The following is a 16,837-nucleotide window of genomic DNA, read 5'->3' as shown; positions in this document are numbered from 1 at the left end:
CGCCCGCACGGCCGCCGCCCGCACCCACCCGCCGCTGCCGTCACCTCCCTACCCTCCCGCGCACCCAGAAGACTTCGTCGCCGGCCCGTCACACGCCCCGCAGCAACCGGGCCGGCGGCGAGGAACCCCGACCTGCCCGAAAGGACCGTCACGTGGCAGCCCCTCACTCGCACCGCACCGACGACTGGTGGCGCGACGCCGTCATCTACCAGGTGTACCCACGCAGCTTCGCCGACGGCGACGGCGACGGCACCGGGGACCTCGCGGGCGTCCGGGCGAGACTGCCCTACCTCGCCGAACTGGGCGTCGACGCCGTCTGGTTCACCCCGTGGTACCTCTCCCCGCTGGTGGACGGCGGATACGACGTCGCCGACTACCGCACCATCGACCCCGCGTTCGGCACCCTCGCCGAGGCCGAGAAACTGATCGCCGAAGCCCGGGAGCTCGGCATCCGGGTGATCGTCGACATCGTTCCCAACCACGTCTCCGACCAGCACGCGTGGTTCCGCGCGGCCCTGGCGGCCGGACCCGGCAGCCCCGAGCGCGAACTGTTCCACTTCCGCCCCGGCCGCGGCGAGCACGGCGAACTCCCGCCCAACAACTGGCCCTCGCAGTTCTCGGGGCGGACCTGGACCCGGGTCGAGGACGGCGAGTGGTACCTCCATCTCTTCACCCCGGAGCAGCCGGACCTCAACTGGGCCCACCCGGCGGTCCGCCGGGAGCACGAGGACGTGCTGCGGTTCTGGTTCGAGCGCGGTGTCGCCGGCGTACGGATCGACTCCGCCGCACTGCTGGCCAAGGACCCGGACCTCGCCGACTTCGTCGAGGGCGTCGACCCCCACCCGTACATCGACCAGGACGAACTCCACGACATCTACCGCTCCTGGCGGGCGATCGCCGACACCTACCAGGGGGTCTTCGTCGGCGAGGTGTGGCTGCCGGACTCCGAACGCTTCGCCCGCTACCTGCGCCCCGACGAGCTGCACACGGCCTTCAACTTCAGCTTCCTCTCGTGCCCCTGGGACGCGGACCGGCTGCGCCGTGCCATCGACGACACCCTGGCCGAGCACGCCCCGGTCGGAGCTCCCGCCACCTGGGTGCTCTGCAACCACGACGTCACCCGGACCGCCACCCGCTACGGGCGCGCGGACACCGGCTTCGACTTCGCGACCAAGGCCTTCGGCACCCCCACCGACCTCGCACTCGGCACCCGCCGCGCCCGCGCCGCCGCGCTCCTGACCCTGGCGCTGCCCGGCTCGGTGTACGTGTACCAGGGCGAGGAACTCGGGCTGCCCGAGGCGGACATCCCGCTCGACCGCATCCAGGACCCGATGCACGCCCGCTCCGAAGGCACCGACCCGGGACGCGACGGCTGCCGCGTCCCGCTGCCCTGGAGCGCCGAAGCGCCCTGGTACGGCTTCGGCTCCACAGCCGAGCCGTGGCTGCCCCAGCCCCAGGACTGGGGCCGCTACGCCGTGGACCGCCAGGACACGGACCCGGAGTCGATGCTCGCGCTGTACCGTACGGCGCTGGCCCTGCGCCGCACCGAGGAGGGCTTCGGCGACGGCCCGATGACCTGGCTCCCCGCGCCCGGGGGCGTCCTCACCTTCGCCCGCCCCCGGGGCCTGGTCTGCGTCGTCAACCTCTCACCCACCCCCACCGACCTCCCCCCGCACGAAGGCGTCCTCCTCACCAGCGGCCCACTGGACACGGAGGGCCGCCTCCCGGCGGACACGGCGGCCTGGCTGCGCACCTGAGGGAACGTCGGGTGGCGCGGAGGCGGCACCCGAATCCCGCCGGCGGCTCAGCCGACCGGGTGGGCCTCGGCGCCCGTCAGGCGTTCCGGGGTCAGCAGTTCCGCGATGCGTTCCGCCGGCAGGAGGCCCTTCTCCAGGGTGAGTTCGGCGACGCCCCGGCCCGTCAGCAGGGCCTCCTTGGCGATCGCGGTGGCGGCGGTGTAGCCGATGTACGGGTTGAGGGCCGTGGCCAGGCCGATGGAGTTCTCGACCGCCGCCCGCAGCTCGTCCACATTGGCCGTGATGCCCACCACGCAGCGTTCCGCGAGGGTGAGGCAGGCCGCGCGCAGCGAGGTGATGCTCTTCGCCAGCGAGTGCAGGATGATCGGCTCGAAGGCGTTCAGCTGGAGCTGGCCGCCCTCGGCCGCCATCGTGATCGTCATGTCGTTGCCGATCACCTCGAAGGCGACCTGGTTGACGACCTCGGGGATCACCGGGTTGACCTTGCCCGGCATGATGCTCGAACCGGCCTGCACGGCGGGGAGGTTGATCTCGTTCAGGCCCGCGCGGGGGCCCGAGGAGAGCAGACGCAGGTCGTTGCAGGTCTTGGAGAGCTTGACCGCCAGGCGCTTGAGGACGCCCGAGAGCTGGACGAAGGCGCCGCAGTCCTGGGTCGCCTCCACCAGGTTGGCCGAGGTCACCAGCGGCATGCCGGTGATCTCGGCGAGGTGGCGGCGGGCCGTCTCGGCGTAGGCGGCGGGGGCGTTGAGACCCGTCCCGATGGCGGTGGCGCCCAGGTTGATCTCGTGGATGAGCTCCACGGCCTCGGCCAGCCGGTTGCGGTCCTCGTCCAGCATCACCGCGTACGTGGAGAACTCCTGGCCCAGCGTCATCGGCACCGCGTCCTGGAGCTGGGTGCGGCCCATCTTGAGGACGTCGCGGAACTCGAGGGCCTTCGCCGCGAACGCGTCCTGGAGCACCGCCGTCGCCTGGAGCAGACCGTGGACGGCCGTGATCGCCGCGATCCGGACGGCGGTCGGGTAGACGTCGTTGGTGGACTGGCTGAGGTTGACGTCCTCGTTGGGGTGCAGGTGCTGGTACTCGCCCTTGGCGTGGCCGAGGAGTTCGAGGGCCCGGTTGGCGACGACCTCGTTGGCGTTCATGTTCGTCGACGTCCCGGCGCCGCCCTGGACGACGTCGACGACGAACTGGTCGTGCAGCTTCCCGCCGCGGATCTCCCGGCAGGCGGCGACGATGGCGGCCGTCTTCGCCGGGGAGAGCAGACCGAGCTCCTCGTTGGCGAGCGCGGCGGCCTCCTTGACGGCGGCGAGCGCGTCGATCAGCTGCGGGTAGACGGAGATCGGCGTTCCCGTGATCGGGAAGTTCTCCATGGCGCGCAGGGAGTGGATGCCCCAGTACGCGTCGGCGGGCACCTCCCGCTCTCCGAGGAGGTCGTGCTCACGGCGGGAGACAGTCGTCATCGAGGTGCCTTCGAGGGGAGGGGGAGGGGGAGAGGAGGGAGAGGAGAGGGAGGGGAGAGGAGAACGCGTCAGGAGGCGCCGTTGAAGCGCGAGCCGGACGCCGTCAGGGCGGGCTCCGGGCGCGTCGGGCCGTTCAGCAGGCTGTGCAGCAGCGCCGGGCGGCGCTCCGGGCCCACGTCGGACAGGAGGGTCGCCAGGACGGCCATCCGGGCCTGCCCCGCACGCAGCGTCCCGGCCGGTACGGCTCCGGCGGCCACCAGGTCCACGGCTCCGCCGCCGGTGTAGAGCTCGGCGACCGGGCCGGCGGGCACGCGCGTGCTCAGCGCCACCAGCGTGCCCTGGGCGACTGCCGCGCCGACGGCCTCGGCGATGTCCGGCGTGGCATTGCCCGCACCCGTACCGACGAGGACGACGCCCCGCGCACCGGCCGCGACGGAGGTGTTGAGGAAGAGGGGGTCGCCGTCGCTGTGGTGCATGACCACGTCGACCCGGGGCAGGTCCTCGACGGCGGCCGTGGGCAGGGGCAGCGGAGTGGGCCGGTCGGGGCTGCGGCGGATGTCGACGCTGCCGAAACCGACCTTTCCGATGCTGGACTCCGAGGGGTCGGCGAACGCGTCCGCCGCCAGGGTCTGCGTCTTCACGGTGCCGCGCGCCGCGTGCACGCGGCCGTCGAAGACCACGAGCACGCCCAGGTCGCGGACCGAGGCGGCGACCTGCAGGGCGTCGTACACATTGCCGGGGCCGTCGCCGTCCCCCGTACCGAGCGGACGCTGGGCGCCGGTGAAGACGACCGGGCGCGGGTCCGCGTGGTGGAGGTCCAGGAAGAAGGCGGACTCCTCAAGAGTGTCCGTGCCGTGAGTGACCACGACGCCGTCCACGCCGGGGTCGGCGAGCGCCGTGTGGACCGCGCGCAGCAGGGTGAGCTGACGGGCGGAGGTCATCCGGGAGCTGTTGACGTTGAACAGGTCGACGACCTCGACCGTCACGCCCTCGGGCAGGGCCGAGGTGGCCAGGACGTCGTCACCGGAGGCGTCGGCGGCGTACCCCGTGCCCTGCCAGCGGCTGGCTATCGTGCCGCCCGTGCTGATGAGGGTGATCCGGCGCGGCCGGTCGTCGCGTGTCCACTGCATGTCTGTCTGTCCCGGAGATCGAAGGGTGTCGCCTTCGCAACGATAGGCCAGCTTGTATGGAATGTGATTGCGAGTTCGGACGCGGAATCATGAACTCCGGCGTGCATAATTGCGTCATGGACAGGATCGATCGCAGTATCTTGCGTGAGCTTCAGGATGACGGTCGGCTGACCAACCTGGAGCTCGCGCAGCGCATCGGCCTCAGCGCCTCGGCCTGCCTGCGGCGGGTGCGGCAGCTGGAGGAGGACGGCGTGATCCAGGGATACCGCGCGGTCATCGATCCGGCGGCCGTCGGGCGGGGCTTCGAGGTGCTCGTCTCGATCGAGGTCCGGCGCGACCGGGAGACCGTCGAGGCCTTCGAGGAGGCCCTGCGGGACATCCCGGACGTCATCGAGGCGCACCGGCTGTTCGGCAGCCCCGGCTGCCTCCTGCGGATCGCCGTCGCCGACCTCGCCGCGTACGAACGGCTCTGGATCGAGCGGCTGACCTCGCTCACCGGGGTCACCGAGGTCAACTCGCAGATCATCATGAAACGGATCAAGGAACCGCGCGGACTGCCGGTCGAACGCTGACCGCACACCCGAGTCGGCTCGTGTCGCTGTTGGGCCGAACGGGTGAGTAACGGGAGGATGGGTGCATGAGTAGGTACGAGAGGTACGACGTCACCGACGAGCAGTGGGAGGGCCTCGCCCAGGTCCTGCCCCTGCGCGGCCGTGACGAATGGCCGTCCAGGGTCGACCACCGCACGATGCCCGACCCCTACGAGGCGGCCGAGCAGCGCCGCATGGTCGTCCTGCGCGTGCAGGTCTTCGCGGACGCGCGCGAGGTCGCCGAGTACCTCATCGCGCAGATTCCGGTGCTCCTCGATCTGACGAGCGCAGACACCGATGTCGCCAAGCGCATCCTTGACTTCAGCAGCGGCGTCGTGTTCGGGCTCGGCAGCGTCATGCACCGGGTCGACCGCAACGTCTTCCTGCTGGCACCCGCGGGTACGGAGGTCGAGGGCGTGTCCGAGGCGGGGGCGGACGAGGACATGACGGGAGTCGCCGTCCCCCGATCGTAGGAAGATGCTTTGGGCGTAACGGTTCGTCATCCGTGGGTCTGCGTACGGTCCGATCATGGACTCCACCGGCGGCCCCGCGCCCGACCGCACGCCTGATTCCGCCCCCTCTTCCTCCGTCTCCCTCGCCTGTACGACCCCGGCACGGAGCCAGGTCCGTGTCCCCTTACGCGGTGGCGGAACGGCAGGCCGGGCGGGCGGTGATCCCATGGACGGTGCTCCGACGGACGGAGTTCCGGCGGGTGGTGAGCCGGTCTTCGGCGGCGCCGCGCGCGGCGAGGTACCGCGGCAGCTCACGGACGGCTCCGCGCGCCGGCCCGCCAGGTCCGGCGGAGGACCGGTCGGCCCGGCCCGGCCCGACCGCCCCGCCCGGACCACCGGCGCCGCACGACCCGCCGGCCTCGCCCGGCCCGCCGTCACCGAACTCCGGCTCTCCGCCTTCGCCGGGCACCGCGCCGCCGTCCACCCGCTCGGCCCCGTGACGCTCTTCACCGGGGCCAGCGGCAGCGGAAAGTCCACCGCCCTGCGGGCGTACGAGGCGTTGGCCCGCCTCGGCGCGGGCGAGGACCTGGCCGCCGCCTTCACCGACGCCGATGCCTGCGTGCCCGAGCGTGCCCGGCCCGACGCCCAGGGGAGGCGGGGCTTCCGGATCGGCTGCACCGTCGACGGCCCGGCCGGGCCGGTCCGCCTCGACCTCGCGGTGCAGGTCGAACCCTCCCTCCGCATCGTCGGCGAACGGCTCACCTGCCGCGGCCGTACGTTGCTCACCACCGCACTCCGCGACCCCGGCCGAAGCACCGTCCAGGCCGAGTGGCACACGGCGGGCACCACCCCGGTCACCCGGGCGCCGTTCCCCGACGACCTGCTCGGCACCGCCCTGCTGCCGTTGCGCGTGGCCGGGAAGACGAAGGGGCAGCTGGAGGTGCTGGCGGCCGCGGAGCAGATGGTCGTCGCGCTGCGCTCGGTCTTCCCGTGCGACCCGCAGCCGCGGCGGATGCGGGCTCCCGTGCCGATGGGCGAGGGGCGGCTGCGGCGCGGCTGCGACAACCTGGCGGAGGTGCTGCACCGCACCGCCACCGAGTGCGCGCGCCGCCATGCCCGGCTCGCGGCGGTGGCGGACGCCGGCTGCGCGGGCGTCGTCACCGGGCTGCGGGTGGAGGTGCTGCCGGACGCGACGGTACGGGCGTTCCTGGACCGTGACCCGAGAGAGTCGGCCAGGTCGGCGGGGGCCGGGGCCGCGGGTATCCCGTTCGGGCGGTCCGGTGGCGTGGTGAGCGGCGCGACGAGTGGTGTGGCGAGCGGCGGGGCGAGCGGTGTGGCGAGCGGCGCGACGAACGGTGTGGCTGGCACCGGGACGAGCGGTGTGGCGGGCGCCGGGACGAGCGGTGTGGCGAGCCGGGTCGCGATTCCGGCGCCGCGCAGCGCGCCGGTCGTGACGCCGCTCGGCCGGCTCGGCGACGGCGAGCTGCGCTATCTCGCCCTCGCCCTCGTCCTGCTCACCGGCCCCGGTGTGCTGGCCATGGACCAGCTCGCCGAAGTGCCCAGCGCCATGCGGACGCTGACCGTGCTCGCCGACGGCCTCGACGGATGTCTGGACGGCCCCCAGCTGCGCGCGCTCCTCGGCCTCGCCGCAGGCATCTGCGCCGACGGGCACATCCGGCTCGTGGGTGCGGTGGGGGAGGCTGCCGCGGGATACGCACGCGAGACACCGGGGGTGTCGGTGGTAGACCTGGGGCGTGAGTGAATTGGACGTAGCGGGATTGCAGCGCAGGCTGGCCGAGTTCGCGGCGGCGCGGGCGTGGCAGCCGTACCACACACCGAAGAACCTGGCGGCGGCGCTCAGCGTCGAGGCCGCCGAACTCCTGGAGATCTTCCAGTGGTTGACGCCGGAGCAGGCGGACCGGGTGATGGACGACCCGGGCAGGGCACACCGGGTGGAGGACGAGGTCGCCGACGTGCTGGCCTATCTGCTCCAGTTCTGCGAGGTACTGGGCGTCGACCCGCTCGCCGCGCTGTCGGCGAAGATCGACAGGAACGAACTCCGCTTCCCCGCCGTACGGCCTCCGGGCGGGGACACCGACGCCACTGAAAACGGTGATCGTCACTCTTCGGAGTGATCGACTTCTCCCCGTCGAGCTTCCTGTCCACAGATTTCCGAATTCCTCTGGCGTTTGGGCTCAGGCGCCTTCACTCTGGGTAATGGATTCAGTGGGCAGTAAGTCGTACGAACGGGGGCGGCGTACATGGAAGCGGAGCGACTGATCGCGACGGGCCGGAACGCGCTGGCGGAGAGCCGGACGGCGCTGGACATCGTGGCGGAGGCCTGGCAGGCCCAGGCCCTCGCGCAGGCGATAGGAAGTCATCTCGCGCTCTGCGGACCGCAGGAACTGCGGAGCGAGGCGCGGGGGCTGAGCGAGATCTGCGGCGGGCGCGGGGCGGCCGACCACCCGGTGCTGAGGACGGGCGGACCGAGAGCCGCCCAGCTGACCGAAGTGGCCAACGCGCGCGTGGCGTTGACCGCGCTCGGCGCGCTCCTGGGAGAAGTGGGCATCGCCCTGGTCGGGGTGGCCTGCGCGACCGACGAGGAGGGGTTGTACTGGCAGTGCATCGAGGCCATCGACGCCGCCGACGAGTCGAACGACCGGGTGCGCGGGATGCTGCGCCGACTCGCGATCCGGGAACGGGACCGGCCGCCCGATGCCGCCCGGGGCCGGGCAGGTCCGGCGGCGCCGCGATGAACGGCGCCCGCGGGAACGGCCGTGGGGAGGGCGGCGGCCGTCAGGGAGATCGCCGGAGGGCGGGCGGCGCGCCGTCAGTCCCCGCGGGGTGCCTCCCAGGCAGGGGGCTCCTGGCGGTCCGCGGAGGACTGAAGGTCGGCGTCGAGCTGCGACAGGTCGGCGTTGAGCGCCGCCATCAGCTCCTCCATCTGCTGCAGCAGGCCCTGGGGGGCGCCGGAGCCCTTCTGTTCGGGCACGGACTGCTGTACCGGCTGCTCGGGCAGCGCCCTTTGGGACGCGGCTTCCTGGGACATGGCGGCCTCCTCGGCCCAGACCCTTCCCATGGGGGAGGGCCACACGTGAGAACGACGCACCGGCAGGGGCCGCCGGCACGCGGGCCGGGCGGTCCGGCTCCGCCCGAGCCAACGACGATGCCGGTCCCCGGTCACTGGCCCAGCGGTCAGCGCCCCGCCGGAGGGCCGGATATTCACCCGACCGAGACGCGCCGCCCGTGGGGCTGACGGAGAGGTTGACTACCGCCCGGCGGTCCGGGCGACGTGCGGCATGACGTCCGAGGCGATCAGCTCCAGGTGGTCCAGGTCTTCGAGGTCGAGGAGCTGGAGATAGACGCGCTGTGAGCCCACGGCCTGATAGCGCCCCAGCTTCTCGACGACTTCCGCGGGCGATCCGGCCAGCCCGTTGGCCTTCAGCTCGTCCACATCACGGCCGATGACGTCGGCGCGGCGCTTGACCTCGGCGTCCGTCTTTCCGACGCACACGACGAGGGCGTTGGAGTAGACAAGGTCGCCGGCCTTCCGGCCCCGCTGCTCGGCGGCCTCACGCACACGCTTGAACTGCGCATCGGTATCCGCGACGGAGGCGAACGGGATGTTGAACTCGTCGGCATACTGCGCGGCGAGGGCCGGCGTCCGCTTGGCGCCGTGACCACCGACGAGGAGGGGGACCTTGGCCTGTGCCGGCTTGGGGAGCGCGGGGGAGTCCTGGAGCTGGTAGAACTTCCCGTCGAAGTCGAAACGCTCCCCGACGGGAGTGTCCCAGAGCCCCGTGACGACGGCGAGCTGCTCCTCCAGCCGCCCGAACTTCTCCTTCGGGAACGGGATGCCGTACGCCCTGTGCTCGTCCTCGTACCAGCCGGAGCCGAGACCCAGCTCGACGCGTCCACCCGACATCTGGTCCACCTGGGCCACTTGGATGGCCAGGACGCCGGGGAGGCGGAAGGTTCCTGCGGTCATCAGCGTGCCGAGCCGGATCCTCGTGGTCTCCCGCGCGAGTCCCGCGAGCGTGATCCAGGCGTCCGTAGGCCCCGGGAGCCCATCGACGGACCCCATGTGCAAGTAGTGGTCGGAGCGGAAGAAGGCTCCGTAATCGAGGTCTTCGGCGGCCCTTGCGACGCGGAGGAGCGTCTCGTAGGTCGCACCCTGCTGTGGTTCTGTGAAGACGCGAAGATCCATACGGCAATCATGCCCGGCTGCGGATCGGGGACCAAGATGCACCACGGTCCAAGGGGCGGCCTCAAGGAGGCCGCCCCTTCAGGCGTCGCTAGTTGGTGCGCTTCAGATACTGGAGCACGGCCAGGCCGCCGACGAAGACGGCGAGCAGCACGCCGCCGCCGGCCTTGAAGGCGTCGAGCGGGGAACCCTTGAAGGTCATGACGACGATGACGGCCACGAGCGACGCAAGAGCGGCGCACAGGGCGACGATCGTCAGGTCACGACCAGGGTGGGCGCAGACATGCTGCTGATTGGTGGTCACTGTGTTCCTCCGTTGTGTGTTCGCAGGCACGCTGGATCCGGACACACCTCACCTGAGTGAGGAGTCATCCAGCGAGTCGCGCAGGAGCTAGGGAGCTCCCCCACAGCCGATCGGCTGTAGGCGCGCGGAGTGCGAACCAGACACAAGACCTCCGAGTGGGCAGAGGAACAACGCGGCAACTTTACCGGCGGGCCAATGCCGGTGCAAGAGACCGTAGTTGAGGGCGCGGGGTGCCCTGGGTGCTGGAGCGGTGGGGAGGCGCTGCCTTGCCGTCCCCACGGCACGGTCTCGTGGCGGTGGGGTGTCCCGAGTCCTGAGGCGGAGAGTCCTTCGGCGCCGCGCCCCGGCATCTGTTGCCGCTTGCCTCGCTGTCGCCGATCCTGGACCACCTGGAGTCGATCTCCGGCCAGGTCCAGTCCCGCCCGACCGAACGGAGGCGTGTCGATGAGGCCCGTCCGTACGCTTGCCGAGGCGCTTGCCGACGAGGTGCTCGTCCTCGATGGCGGGCTCTCCAACCAGTTGGAGGCGCAGGGGTGCGATCTGCGGGACGAGCTGTGGTCGGCGCGGCTGCTCGTCGATGGTCCCGAGCAGATCGAGGCGGCGCACACGGCGTATGTACGGGCGGGGGCCCGGGTGCTGATCACCGGGAGCTATCAGGCCACGTTCGAGGGCTTCGCGCGGCGCGGGGTCGGAAGTGCCGAGGCGGCGCGGCTGCTCGCGCGGAGCGTGGAGCTGGCGCGGGCGGCCGGGGAGGGGGCAGCGGAGCCGGTCTGGGTTGCCGGGTCGGTCGGACCGTACGGGGCGATGCTCGCCGACGGCAGTGAGTACCGCGGGCGGTACGGGCTGAGCGTGCGCCAACTGGAGCGGTTCCACCGGCCCCGGATCGAGGCGCTCGCGGCGGCCGCTCCGGATGTGCTGGCGCTGGAGACGGTGCCGGACGCCGTCGAGGCCGAGGCGCTGCTGCGGGCGGCCGAGGGGTGCGCGGTGCCGGTCTGGCTCTCGTACACGATCGAGGGCGAGCGGACGCGCGCCGGGCAGGAGCTGACGGAGGCGTTCGGGCTCGCGGTGGGGAACGACCAGGTGATCGCGGTCGGGGTCAACTGCTGCGAACCGGACGACGCCGCGCGGGCCGTGGAGATCGCGGCGGCGGCCACCGGAAAGCCGGTCGTCGTCTACCCCAACAGCGGCGAGGAGTGGGACGCGGCCGCCCGGTCCTGGCGCGGCGCCGGGGCCTTCGACCCGGAGCGGATGCGGGACTGGCCGACGGCTGGCGCGCGTCTGCTGGGCGGCTGCTGCCGGGTGGGCCCCGACCGGATCGCCGCACTGGCCGCCGCCGTGTCGCCGGCACCCTGACGCCCGCCACGCCCGCCGCCTGCGCACCGACCGGGAGGCGCCGTCGGCGTCCAGCGCCGGCGACAGCCGAAAATGCCTGGTCGGCGCAGGGATCGGGGACCATACTCGGACCTGTGTTCCTGACGATCAGCACCACCGGCACCCCCGAACGTCCCGCGACCGATCTGGGCTTTCTGCTGCACAAGCATCCCGACAACGCGCAGACGTTCTCGACCTCGCACGGCACGGCGCACGTCCTCTACCCCGAGGCGACCGCCGAGCGGTGCACGGCCGCGCTCCTCCTCGAGGTGGACCCCATCGGTCTGGTGCGGCGCGGCAAGGGCAAGGGCAGGGGCGGCGCCCCCGACTCCGCGCTCGCGCAGTACGTGAACGACCGGCCGTACGCCGCGTCCTCGCTGCTCGCCGTCGCGCTCTCCACCGTCTTCAAGAGCGCCCTGCGCGGCGCCTGCAAGGCGATGCCCGAGCGCGCCGCCGCGCCCCTGCCGCTGCGCATCGAGGTCCCCGCGCTCCCGGCGCGCGGCGGTGCCGAGCTGGTGCGCAAGCTGTTCGGTCCGCTGGGCTGGGACACGGTCGACGCCGAGCCGGTGGCCCTGGACACCTCGTTCCCGGAGTGGGGCGACTCGCGCTACGTACGCCTCGTCCTCGAAGGGGAGCTGCGGCTCGCCGACGCGCTCAACCAGCTGTACGTCCTGCTGCCCGTCCTCGACGACGCCAAGCACTACTGGGTCGCGCCCGACGAGGTCGACAAGCTGCTGCGCGCCGGTGACGGCTGGCTCGCCGAGCACCCCGAGCAGAAGCTCATCACCAGCCGCTACCTCTCCCGCCGCTGGGGCCTGACCCGCGACGCCATGGAGCGATTGGAGCTGGTGCGTCTCGCCGAGTCCGACGGCCTGGACGTCGAGGACGTCGACAACGCGGTCGACGAGACGAGCGACACGGAGGAGAAGCCGGTACCGCTCGCCGAGCAGCGCCGCGAGGCCATCCTCGCCGCCCTGCGCGCCGCCGACGCGAGCCGTGTGCTCGATCTCGGCTGCGGACAGGGCCAGTTGGTGCAGGCGCTGCTCAAGGACGTGCGCTTCACCGACATCGTCGGTGTCGACGTGTCCGTACGGGCCCTGACCATCGCCGGGCGACGGCTGCGCCTGGAGCGGCTCGGCGAGCGCCAGGCCGGCCGCGTGAAGCTGATCCAGGGCTCGCTCGCGTACACCGACAAGCGTCTGACCGGCTACGACGCGGCGGTCCTGAGCGAGGTCATCGAGCACCTGGACCTGCCGCGGCTGCCCGCGCTCGAGTACGCCGTGTTCGGTTCGGCCCGCCCCCGTACGGTCCTCGTGACCACCCCGAACGTGGAGTACAACGTCCGCTGGGAGTCCCTCCCGGCCGGGCACGTCCGGCACGGCGACCACCGCTTCGAGTGGACCCGCGAGGAGTTCCGCACCTGGGCGGAGCGCGTCGCCGGACAGTACGGATACGTCGTCGGGTTCACCCCCGTCGGCCCGGACGACCCCGAGGTCGGCCCGCCCACGCAGATGGCCGTCTTCACCCAGAACACCGACATCACCACAGCCCCCGCGACCACCCCGACCACCGCGACCGTCCCGAAGGAGGAGCAGGCATGACCACCGAGATCACCGAGACCACCGCCACCACCGGCAGCCGCAGGCTGCCCGTCACCGACCTGTCCCTCGTGGTCCTGATCGGGGCGAGCGGCTCCGGCAAGTCCACCTTCGCGCGCCGCCACTTCAAGCCCACCGAGGTCATCTCCTCCGACTTCTGCCGCGGTCTGGTCGCCGACGACGAGAACGACCAGAGCGCCAGCAAGGACGCCTTCGACGTCCTGCACTACATCGCGGGCAAGCGCCTGGAGGCGGGACGGCTGACCGTCGTCGACGCCACCAACGTCCAGCAGGAGGCCCGGCGTCAGCTGGTGCAGCTGGCCCGGCAGTACGACGTGCTGCCGATCGCGATCGTCCTCGACCTCCCCGAGGAGGTCTGCCAGGCACGGAACGCGGCCCGCCCCGACCGCGCGGACATGCCGCGCCACGTGATCCAGCGCCACCGCCGCGAGCTGCGCCGCTCACTGCGCGGACTGGAGCGCGAGGGCTTCCGCAAGGTGCACGTCCTGCGCAGCGTCGAGGAGGTGGAGGCGGCCGAGGTCGTCCTGGAGAAGCGGTTCAACGACCTTCGCCACCTCACCGGCCCCTTCGACATCATCGGCGACATCCACGGCTGCCGCTCCGAGCTGGAGACCCTGCTCGCCCGGCTCGGTTACGTCGACGGTCACCACCCCGAAGGGCGCACGGCCGTCTTCGTCGGCGACCTCGTCGACCGCGGACCCGACAGCCCGGGCGTCCTGCGCCGGGTGATGGGGATGGTCGCGGCCGGGGACGCGCTCTGCGTGCCCGGGAACCACGAGAACAAGCTCGGCCGCTGGCTCAAGGGCCGCAAGGTCCAGGAGACCCACGGCCTCGCCGAGACCATCGAGCAGCTGGGGCAGGAGAGCGAGGAGTTCCGCGCCGAGGTGGGCGCGTTCATCGACGGGCTCGTCAGCCACTACGTCCTCGACGAGGGCAAGCTCGTCGTCTGTCACGCCGGTCTGCCGGAGAAGTACCACGGCCGGACCTCCGGCCGGGTGCGCTCGCACGCCCTGTACGGGGACACGACGGGCGAGACCGACGAGTTCGGCCTGCCGGTGCGCTACCCCTGGGCCGAGGAGTACCGCGGCCGGGCCACCGTCGTCTACGGTCACACGCCCGTCCCGAACACCTCGTGGGTCAACAACACGATCTGCCTGGACACCGGCGCCGTCTTCGGCGGCAGGATGACCGCGCTGCGCTGGCCGGAGCGCGAACTCGTCGACGTACCGGCGGAGAAGGTCTGGTACGAGCCGGCCCGGCCGCTCGCGACCGAGGCGCCCGGCGGCCACGAGGGGCGCCCGCTCGACCTCGCCGACGTGCACGGACGCCGGATCGTGGAGACCCGGCACATGGGCAACGTCTCGGTACGGGAGGAGAACGCGGCGGCGGCCCTGGAGGTCATGAGCCGCTTCGCGGTCGACCCCCGGCTGCTCGCCTACCTGCCGCCGACCATGGCGCCCACGGCCACCTCGAAGGAGGACGGCTACCTGGAGCACCCGGCCGAGGCGTTCGCCCAGTACAGGGCGGACGGTGTCGAGCGGGTCGTGTGCGAGGAGAAGCACATGGGCTCGCGGGCCGTCGCCCTGGTCTGCCGGGACGAGGAAGCGGCGCGCGAGCGGTTCGGGGCCACCGGAGTGACCGGCGCCCTGCACACCCGTACCGGACGGCCCTTCTTCGACGACCCGGAGGTCACCGAGCAGGTCCTGGAGCGGCTGCGTTCGGCGGTCACCGCCGCCGGGCTCTGGGACGAGCTCGCGGCATCCGACAGCGCCTCCGGCGCGGGTGACTGGCTGCTGCTCGACGGCGAACTGATGCCGTGGTCGCTGAAGTCGGCTGGGCTGCTGCGCTCGCAGTACGCGGCGGTCGGCGCGGCCTCCGGCGCCGTCTTCCCCGGCGCGCTCGGCGCACTGGAGCAGGCGGTGGCGCGGGGCGTGAGCGGGGTGGACGCGCTTCTCGCCAAGCAGCGCGAACGGGCGGCGGACGCCGAGGCGTTCACCGAGGCGTACCGCCGGTACTGCTGGCCGACACAGGGTCTCGAGGGCGTGCGCTTCGCACCGTTCCAGATCCTCGCCGCACGGGGGCGCTCGCTCGCGGCCGTACCGCACGACGAGCAGCTCGGGTGGCTCGACCGGATGACCGACTCCGACCCGACCGGTCTGCTCCAGGCCACCCGGCGGCTCGTGGTCGACACCGGCGACGAAGCGTCGGTCCGGGCAGGTGTCGACTGGTGGCTGGAGATGACGGCGGCCGGCGGCGAAGGCATGGTCGTGAAGCCGCTCGCCGCGTTCGTACGCGGCGCGGGCGGCCGGCTCGTCCAGCCGGGCGTGAAGGTCCGCGGACGCGAGTACCTGCGGATCATCTACGGCCCGGAGTACACCCGCCCGGAGAACCTGGAGCGACTGCGGAACCGCTTCCTCGGTCACAAGCGTTCGCTCGCTCTGCGCGAGTACGCGCTCGGCCTGGAGGCGCTGGACCGGCTCGCGGGGGGCGAGCCGCTCTGGCGGGTGCACGAGGCCGTGTTCGCGGTGCTCGCACTGGAGTCCGAGCCGGTGGATCCGCGTCTCTGACCGTGATCCCACGGGGGCGCAGGGGGGCGTTCGTGACCCTCCTCGCCCTCGTCGTCGCGTACCCGGTGACATGACCTGAGGTGACCTGACGTGACGTGAGGGGAGAAGCACGCGCGAGCCGCCCGGCTCCGTCAGGATGGGCGCATGGGATTCCATGTCGATTCCGAGACCGGGCGGCTCCGCCGCGTCATACTGCACCGGCCCGATCTGGAGCTGAAGCGGCTGACACCCTCCAACAAGGACGCTCTCCTCTTCGACGACGTGCTCTGGGTCCGCCGCGCCAGGCAGGAGCACGACGGCTTCGCGGACGTCCTGCGCGACCGGGGCGTCGCGGTCCATCTCTTCGGGGACCTCCTGAGCGAGACCCTCGAACTGCCCGCCGCCCGCAAGCTCGTGCTCGACCGGGTCTTCGACGAGAAGGAGTACGGTCCGCTCGCCGCCGACCACCTCCGCGCGGCCTTCGACTCCCTGGACGCGTCCTCGCTCGTCGAGGCGCTGGTCGGGGGGATGACGAAGCGCGAGTTCCTGGCCGAGCACCGCGAGCCGACCTCGGTCCGGTTCCATGTCATGGACCTGGACGACTTCGTCCTCAGGCCGCTGCCGAACCACATCTTCACGCGGGACACCTCCGCCTGGATCTACGACGGCGTCTCCATCAACGCGATGCGCTGGCCCGCCCGCCAGCGCGAGACGGTCCACTTCGAGGCGATCTACAAGCACCATCCGCTCTTCACCGGCTCCGAGGCGGGGAACTTCCACCTCTGGTCCGAGGGCCAGGCCGACTACCCGTCCACGATCGAGGGCGGCGACGTTCTCGTGATCGGCAACGGAGCCGTCCTGATCGGGATGAGCGAGCGGACCACCCCGCAGGCGGTGGAAATGCTGGCCCGCGGGATGTTCGCGGCCGGCTCGGCCCGGACGATCATCGCCCTGGACATGCCGAAGCGGCGCGCGTTCATGCACCTCGACACGGTGATGACGATGGTCGACCACGACACCTTCACGCAGTACGCGGGCCTGGGCATGCTCCGCTCGTACACGATCGAACCGGGCGACGAGGGCCAGTCGCTGCGCGTCACCGATCATCCGCCCGAGCACATGCACAGTGCGATCGCCGCCGCGCTCGGCCTCCAGGACATCCGCGTCCTCACGGCCACGCAGGACGTCCACGCGGCGGAGCGCGAGCAGTGGGACGACGGCTGCAACGTCCTCGCCGTCGAGCCCGGCGTGGTCGTCGCGTACGAGCGGAACGCGACGACCAACACCCATCTGCGCAAGCAGGGCATCGAGGTGATCGAGATCCCGGGCAGCGAGCTGGGAAGGGGGAGGGGCGGCCCGCGCTGTATGAGCTGCCCGGTGGAGCGCGACGCCGTGTGAGGAACG

General features: G+C 72.0%; 15 protein-coding genes. 10 read left to right on the top strand and 5 right to left on the bottom strand.

All coding sequences use genetic code 11. The annotated features are described in order from the left end of the window. Positions 1-152: 152 nt before the first annotated feature. Positions 153-1,757, top strand: a complete 1,605-nt coding sequence (locus ACFY8U_RS26900; protein ID WP_389574551.1) for a glycoside hydrolase family 13 protein — start codon at positions 153-155, stop codon at positions 1,755-1,757. A 47-nt stretch (positions 1,758-1,804) separates the two neighbouring features. Here ACFY8U_RS26900 and aspA read toward each other — a convergent pair whose 3' ends face one another. Both aspA and ACFY8U_RS26890 read right to left on the bottom strand, forming a co-directional pair. Further along, positions 1,805-3,217, bottom strand: coding sequence for an aspartate ammonia-lyase (gene aspA / locus ACFY8U_RS26895; RefSeq protein ID WP_389574548.1), 1,413 nt, complete (start codon positions 3,215-3,217; stop codon positions 1,805-1,807). 68 nt (positions 3,218-3,285) lie between these two features. Then, complete coding sequence (locus ACFY8U_RS26890) at positions 3,286-4,347, bottom strand: asparaginase (protein ID WP_389574545.1); 1,062 nt, start codon at positions 4,345-4,347, stop codon at positions 3,286-3,288. A gap of 116 nt (positions 4,348-4,463) precedes the next feature. Between ACFY8U_RS26890 and ACFY8U_RS26885 the strand changes: the two genes are divergently transcribed. The 5 genes from ACFY8U_RS26885 to ACFY8U_RS26865 all read left to right on the top strand — a co-directional run bounded on the left by ACFY8U_RS26885 (position 4,464) and on the right by ACFY8U_RS26865 (position 8,145). Next, positions 4,464-4,919, top strand: coding sequence for an Lrp/AsnC family transcriptional regulator (locus tag ACFY8U_RS26885; protein WP_389574542.1), 456 nt, complete (start codon positions 4,464-4,466; stop codon positions 4,917-4,919). Positions 4,920-4,984: 65 nt separating this feature from the next. Continuing rightward, positions 4,985-5,410 carry a cell division protein SepF gene (locus ACFY8U_RS26880; RefSeq protein ID WP_361440856.1) on the top strand — a complete coding sequence of 142 codons (426 nt, stop codon included), beginning with the start codon at positions 4,985-4,987 and terminating at the stop codon, positions 5,408-5,410. Positions 5,411-5,615: 205 nt separating this feature from the next. Next, a complete protein-coding gene (locus tag ACFY8U_RS26875) occupies positions 5,616-7,151 on the top strand; it encodes an ATP-binding protein (protein ID WP_389574540.1) in 1,536 nt (511 codons plus the stop codon). Then, entirely contained in the window at positions 7,144-7,524 is a 381-nt protein-coding gene (locus ACFY8U_RS26870; RefSeq protein WP_389574538.1) for a nucleotide pyrophosphohydrolase, read from the top strand. The genes ACFY8U_RS26875 and ACFY8U_RS26870 overlap by 8 nt, the downstream gene beginning before the upstream one ends. Positions 7,525-7,650: 126 nt before the next feature. Next, complete coding sequence (locus tag ACFY8U_RS26865) at positions 7,651-8,145, top strand: DUF6099 family protein (RefSeq protein ID WP_389574535.1); 495 nt, start codon at positions 7,651-7,653, stop codon at positions 8,143-8,145. A 74-nt stretch (positions 8,146-8,219) separates the two neighbouring features. Here the strand turns inward: ACFY8U_RS26865 and ACFY8U_RS26860 are convergent, their stop codons facing one another. The 3 genes from ACFY8U_RS26860 to ACFY8U_RS26850 all read right to left on the bottom strand — a co-directional run bounded on the left by ACFY8U_RS26860 (position 8,220) and on the right by ACFY8U_RS26850 (position 9,897). Further along, entirely contained in the window at positions 8,220-8,438 is a 219-nt protein-coding gene (locus tag ACFY8U_RS26860) for a hypothetical protein (protein ID WP_389574532.1), read from the bottom strand. A 219-nt stretch (positions 8,439-8,657) separates the two neighbouring features. Next, positions 8,658-9,596 carry an LLM class F420-dependent oxidoreductase gene (locus ACFY8U_RS26855; protein ID WP_389574529.1) on the bottom strand — a complete coding sequence of 313 codons (939 nt, stop codon included), beginning with the start codon at positions 9,594-9,596 and terminating at the stop codon, positions 8,658-8,660. Positions 9,597-9,684: 88 nt separating this feature from the next. Further along, the gene (locus tag ACFY8U_RS26850) at positions 9,685-9,897 is read right to left on the bottom strand and encodes a hypothetical protein (protein WP_361440874.1); all 213 of its coding nucleotides are present in this window, start codon (positions 9,895-9,897) and stop codon (positions 9,685-9,687) included. Positions 9,898-10,341: 444 nt separating this feature from the next. Here ACFY8U_RS26850 and mmuM point away from each other — a divergent pair, with 444 nt between their 5' ends. From mmuM to ACFY8U_RS26830, 4 genes are all read left to right on the top strand, one after another. Continuing rightward, complete coding sequence (mmuM, locus tag ACFY8U_RS26845; RefSeq protein WP_389574526.1) at positions 10,342-11,250, top strand: homocysteine S-methyltransferase; 909 nt, start codon at positions 10,342-10,344, stop codon at positions 11,248-11,250. 113 nt (positions 11,251-11,363) lie between these two features. Next, entirely contained in the window at positions 11,364-12,869 is a 1,506-nt protein-coding gene (locus ACFY8U_RS26840; RefSeq protein WP_389574523.1) for a 3' terminal RNA ribose 2'-O-methyltransferase Hen1, read from the top strand. Beyond that, the gene (locus tag ACFY8U_RS26835) at positions 12,866-15,454 is read left to right on the top strand and encodes a polynucleotide kinase-phosphatase (RefSeq protein ID WP_389574520.1); all 2,589 of its coding nucleotides are present in this window, start codon (positions 12,866-12,868) and stop codon (positions 15,452-15,454) included. The genes ACFY8U_RS26840 and ACFY8U_RS26835 overlap by 4 nt, the downstream gene beginning before the upstream one ends. Before the next feature lie 144 nt (positions 15,455-15,598). After that, on the top strand, positions 15,599-16,831 hold the full coding sequence (locus tag ACFY8U_RS26830; RefSeq protein ID WP_361602048.1) for an arginine deiminase: 1,233 nt from the start codon (positions 15,599-15,601) through the stop codon (positions 16,829-16,831). Positions 16,832-16,837: the final 6 nt, after the last annotated feature.

The sequence above is a fragment of the Streptomyces sp. NPDC012508 genome (assembly GCF_042902595.1).
GTDB lineage: Bacteria > Actinomycetota > Actinomycetes > Streptomycetales > Streptomycetaceae > Streptomyces.
Note: the sequence above shows the minus strand (reverse complement) of the source record. Positions and strands in the feature narration are given on the sequence as shown.

Coding starts and splice junctions, on each gene's coding strand:
- ACFY8U_RS26890 (WP_389574545.1), bottom strand. CDS start 4,347: ATGCAGTGGACACGCGACGACCGGCCGCGCCGGATCACCCTCATCAGC.
- mmuM (WP_389574526.1), top strand. CDS start 10,342: ATGAGGCCCGTCCGTACGCTTGCCGAGGCGCTTGCCGACGAGGTGCTC.
- ACFY8U_RS26875 (WP_389574540.1), top strand. CDS start 5,616: ATGGACGGTGCTCCGACGGACGGAGTTCCGGCGGGTGGTGAGCCGGTC.
- ACFY8U_RS26830 (WP_361602048.1), top strand. CDS start 15,599: ATGGGATTCCATGTCGATTCCGAGACCGGGCGGCTCCGCCGCGTCATA.
- ACFY8U_RS26860 (WP_389574532.1), bottom strand. CDS start 8,438: ATGTCCCAGGAAGCCGCGTCCCAAAGGGCGCTGCCCGAGCAGCCGGTA.
- ACFY8U_RS26865 (WP_389574535.1), top strand. CDS start 7,651: ATGGAAGCGGAGCGACTGATCGCGACGGGCCGGAACGCGCTGGCGGAG.
- ACFY8U_RS26885 (WP_389574542.1), top strand. CDS start 4,464: ATGGACAGGATCGATCGCAGTATCTTGCGTGAGCTTCAGGATGACGGT.
- ACFY8U_RS26835 (WP_389574520.1), top strand. CDS start 12,866: ATGACCACCGAGATCACCGAGACCACCGCCACCACCGGCAGCCGCAGG.
- aspA (WP_389574548.1), bottom strand. CDS start 3,217: ATGACGACTGTCTCCCGCCGTGAGCACGACCTCCTCGGAGAGCGGGAG.
- ACFY8U_RS26855 (WP_389574529.1), bottom strand. CDS start 9,596: ATGGATCTTCGCGTCTTCACAGAACCACAGCAGGGTGCGACCTACGAG.
- ACFY8U_RS26880 (WP_361440856.1), top strand. CDS start 4,985: ATGAGTAGGTACGAGAGGTACGACGTCACCGACGAGCAGTGGGAGGGC.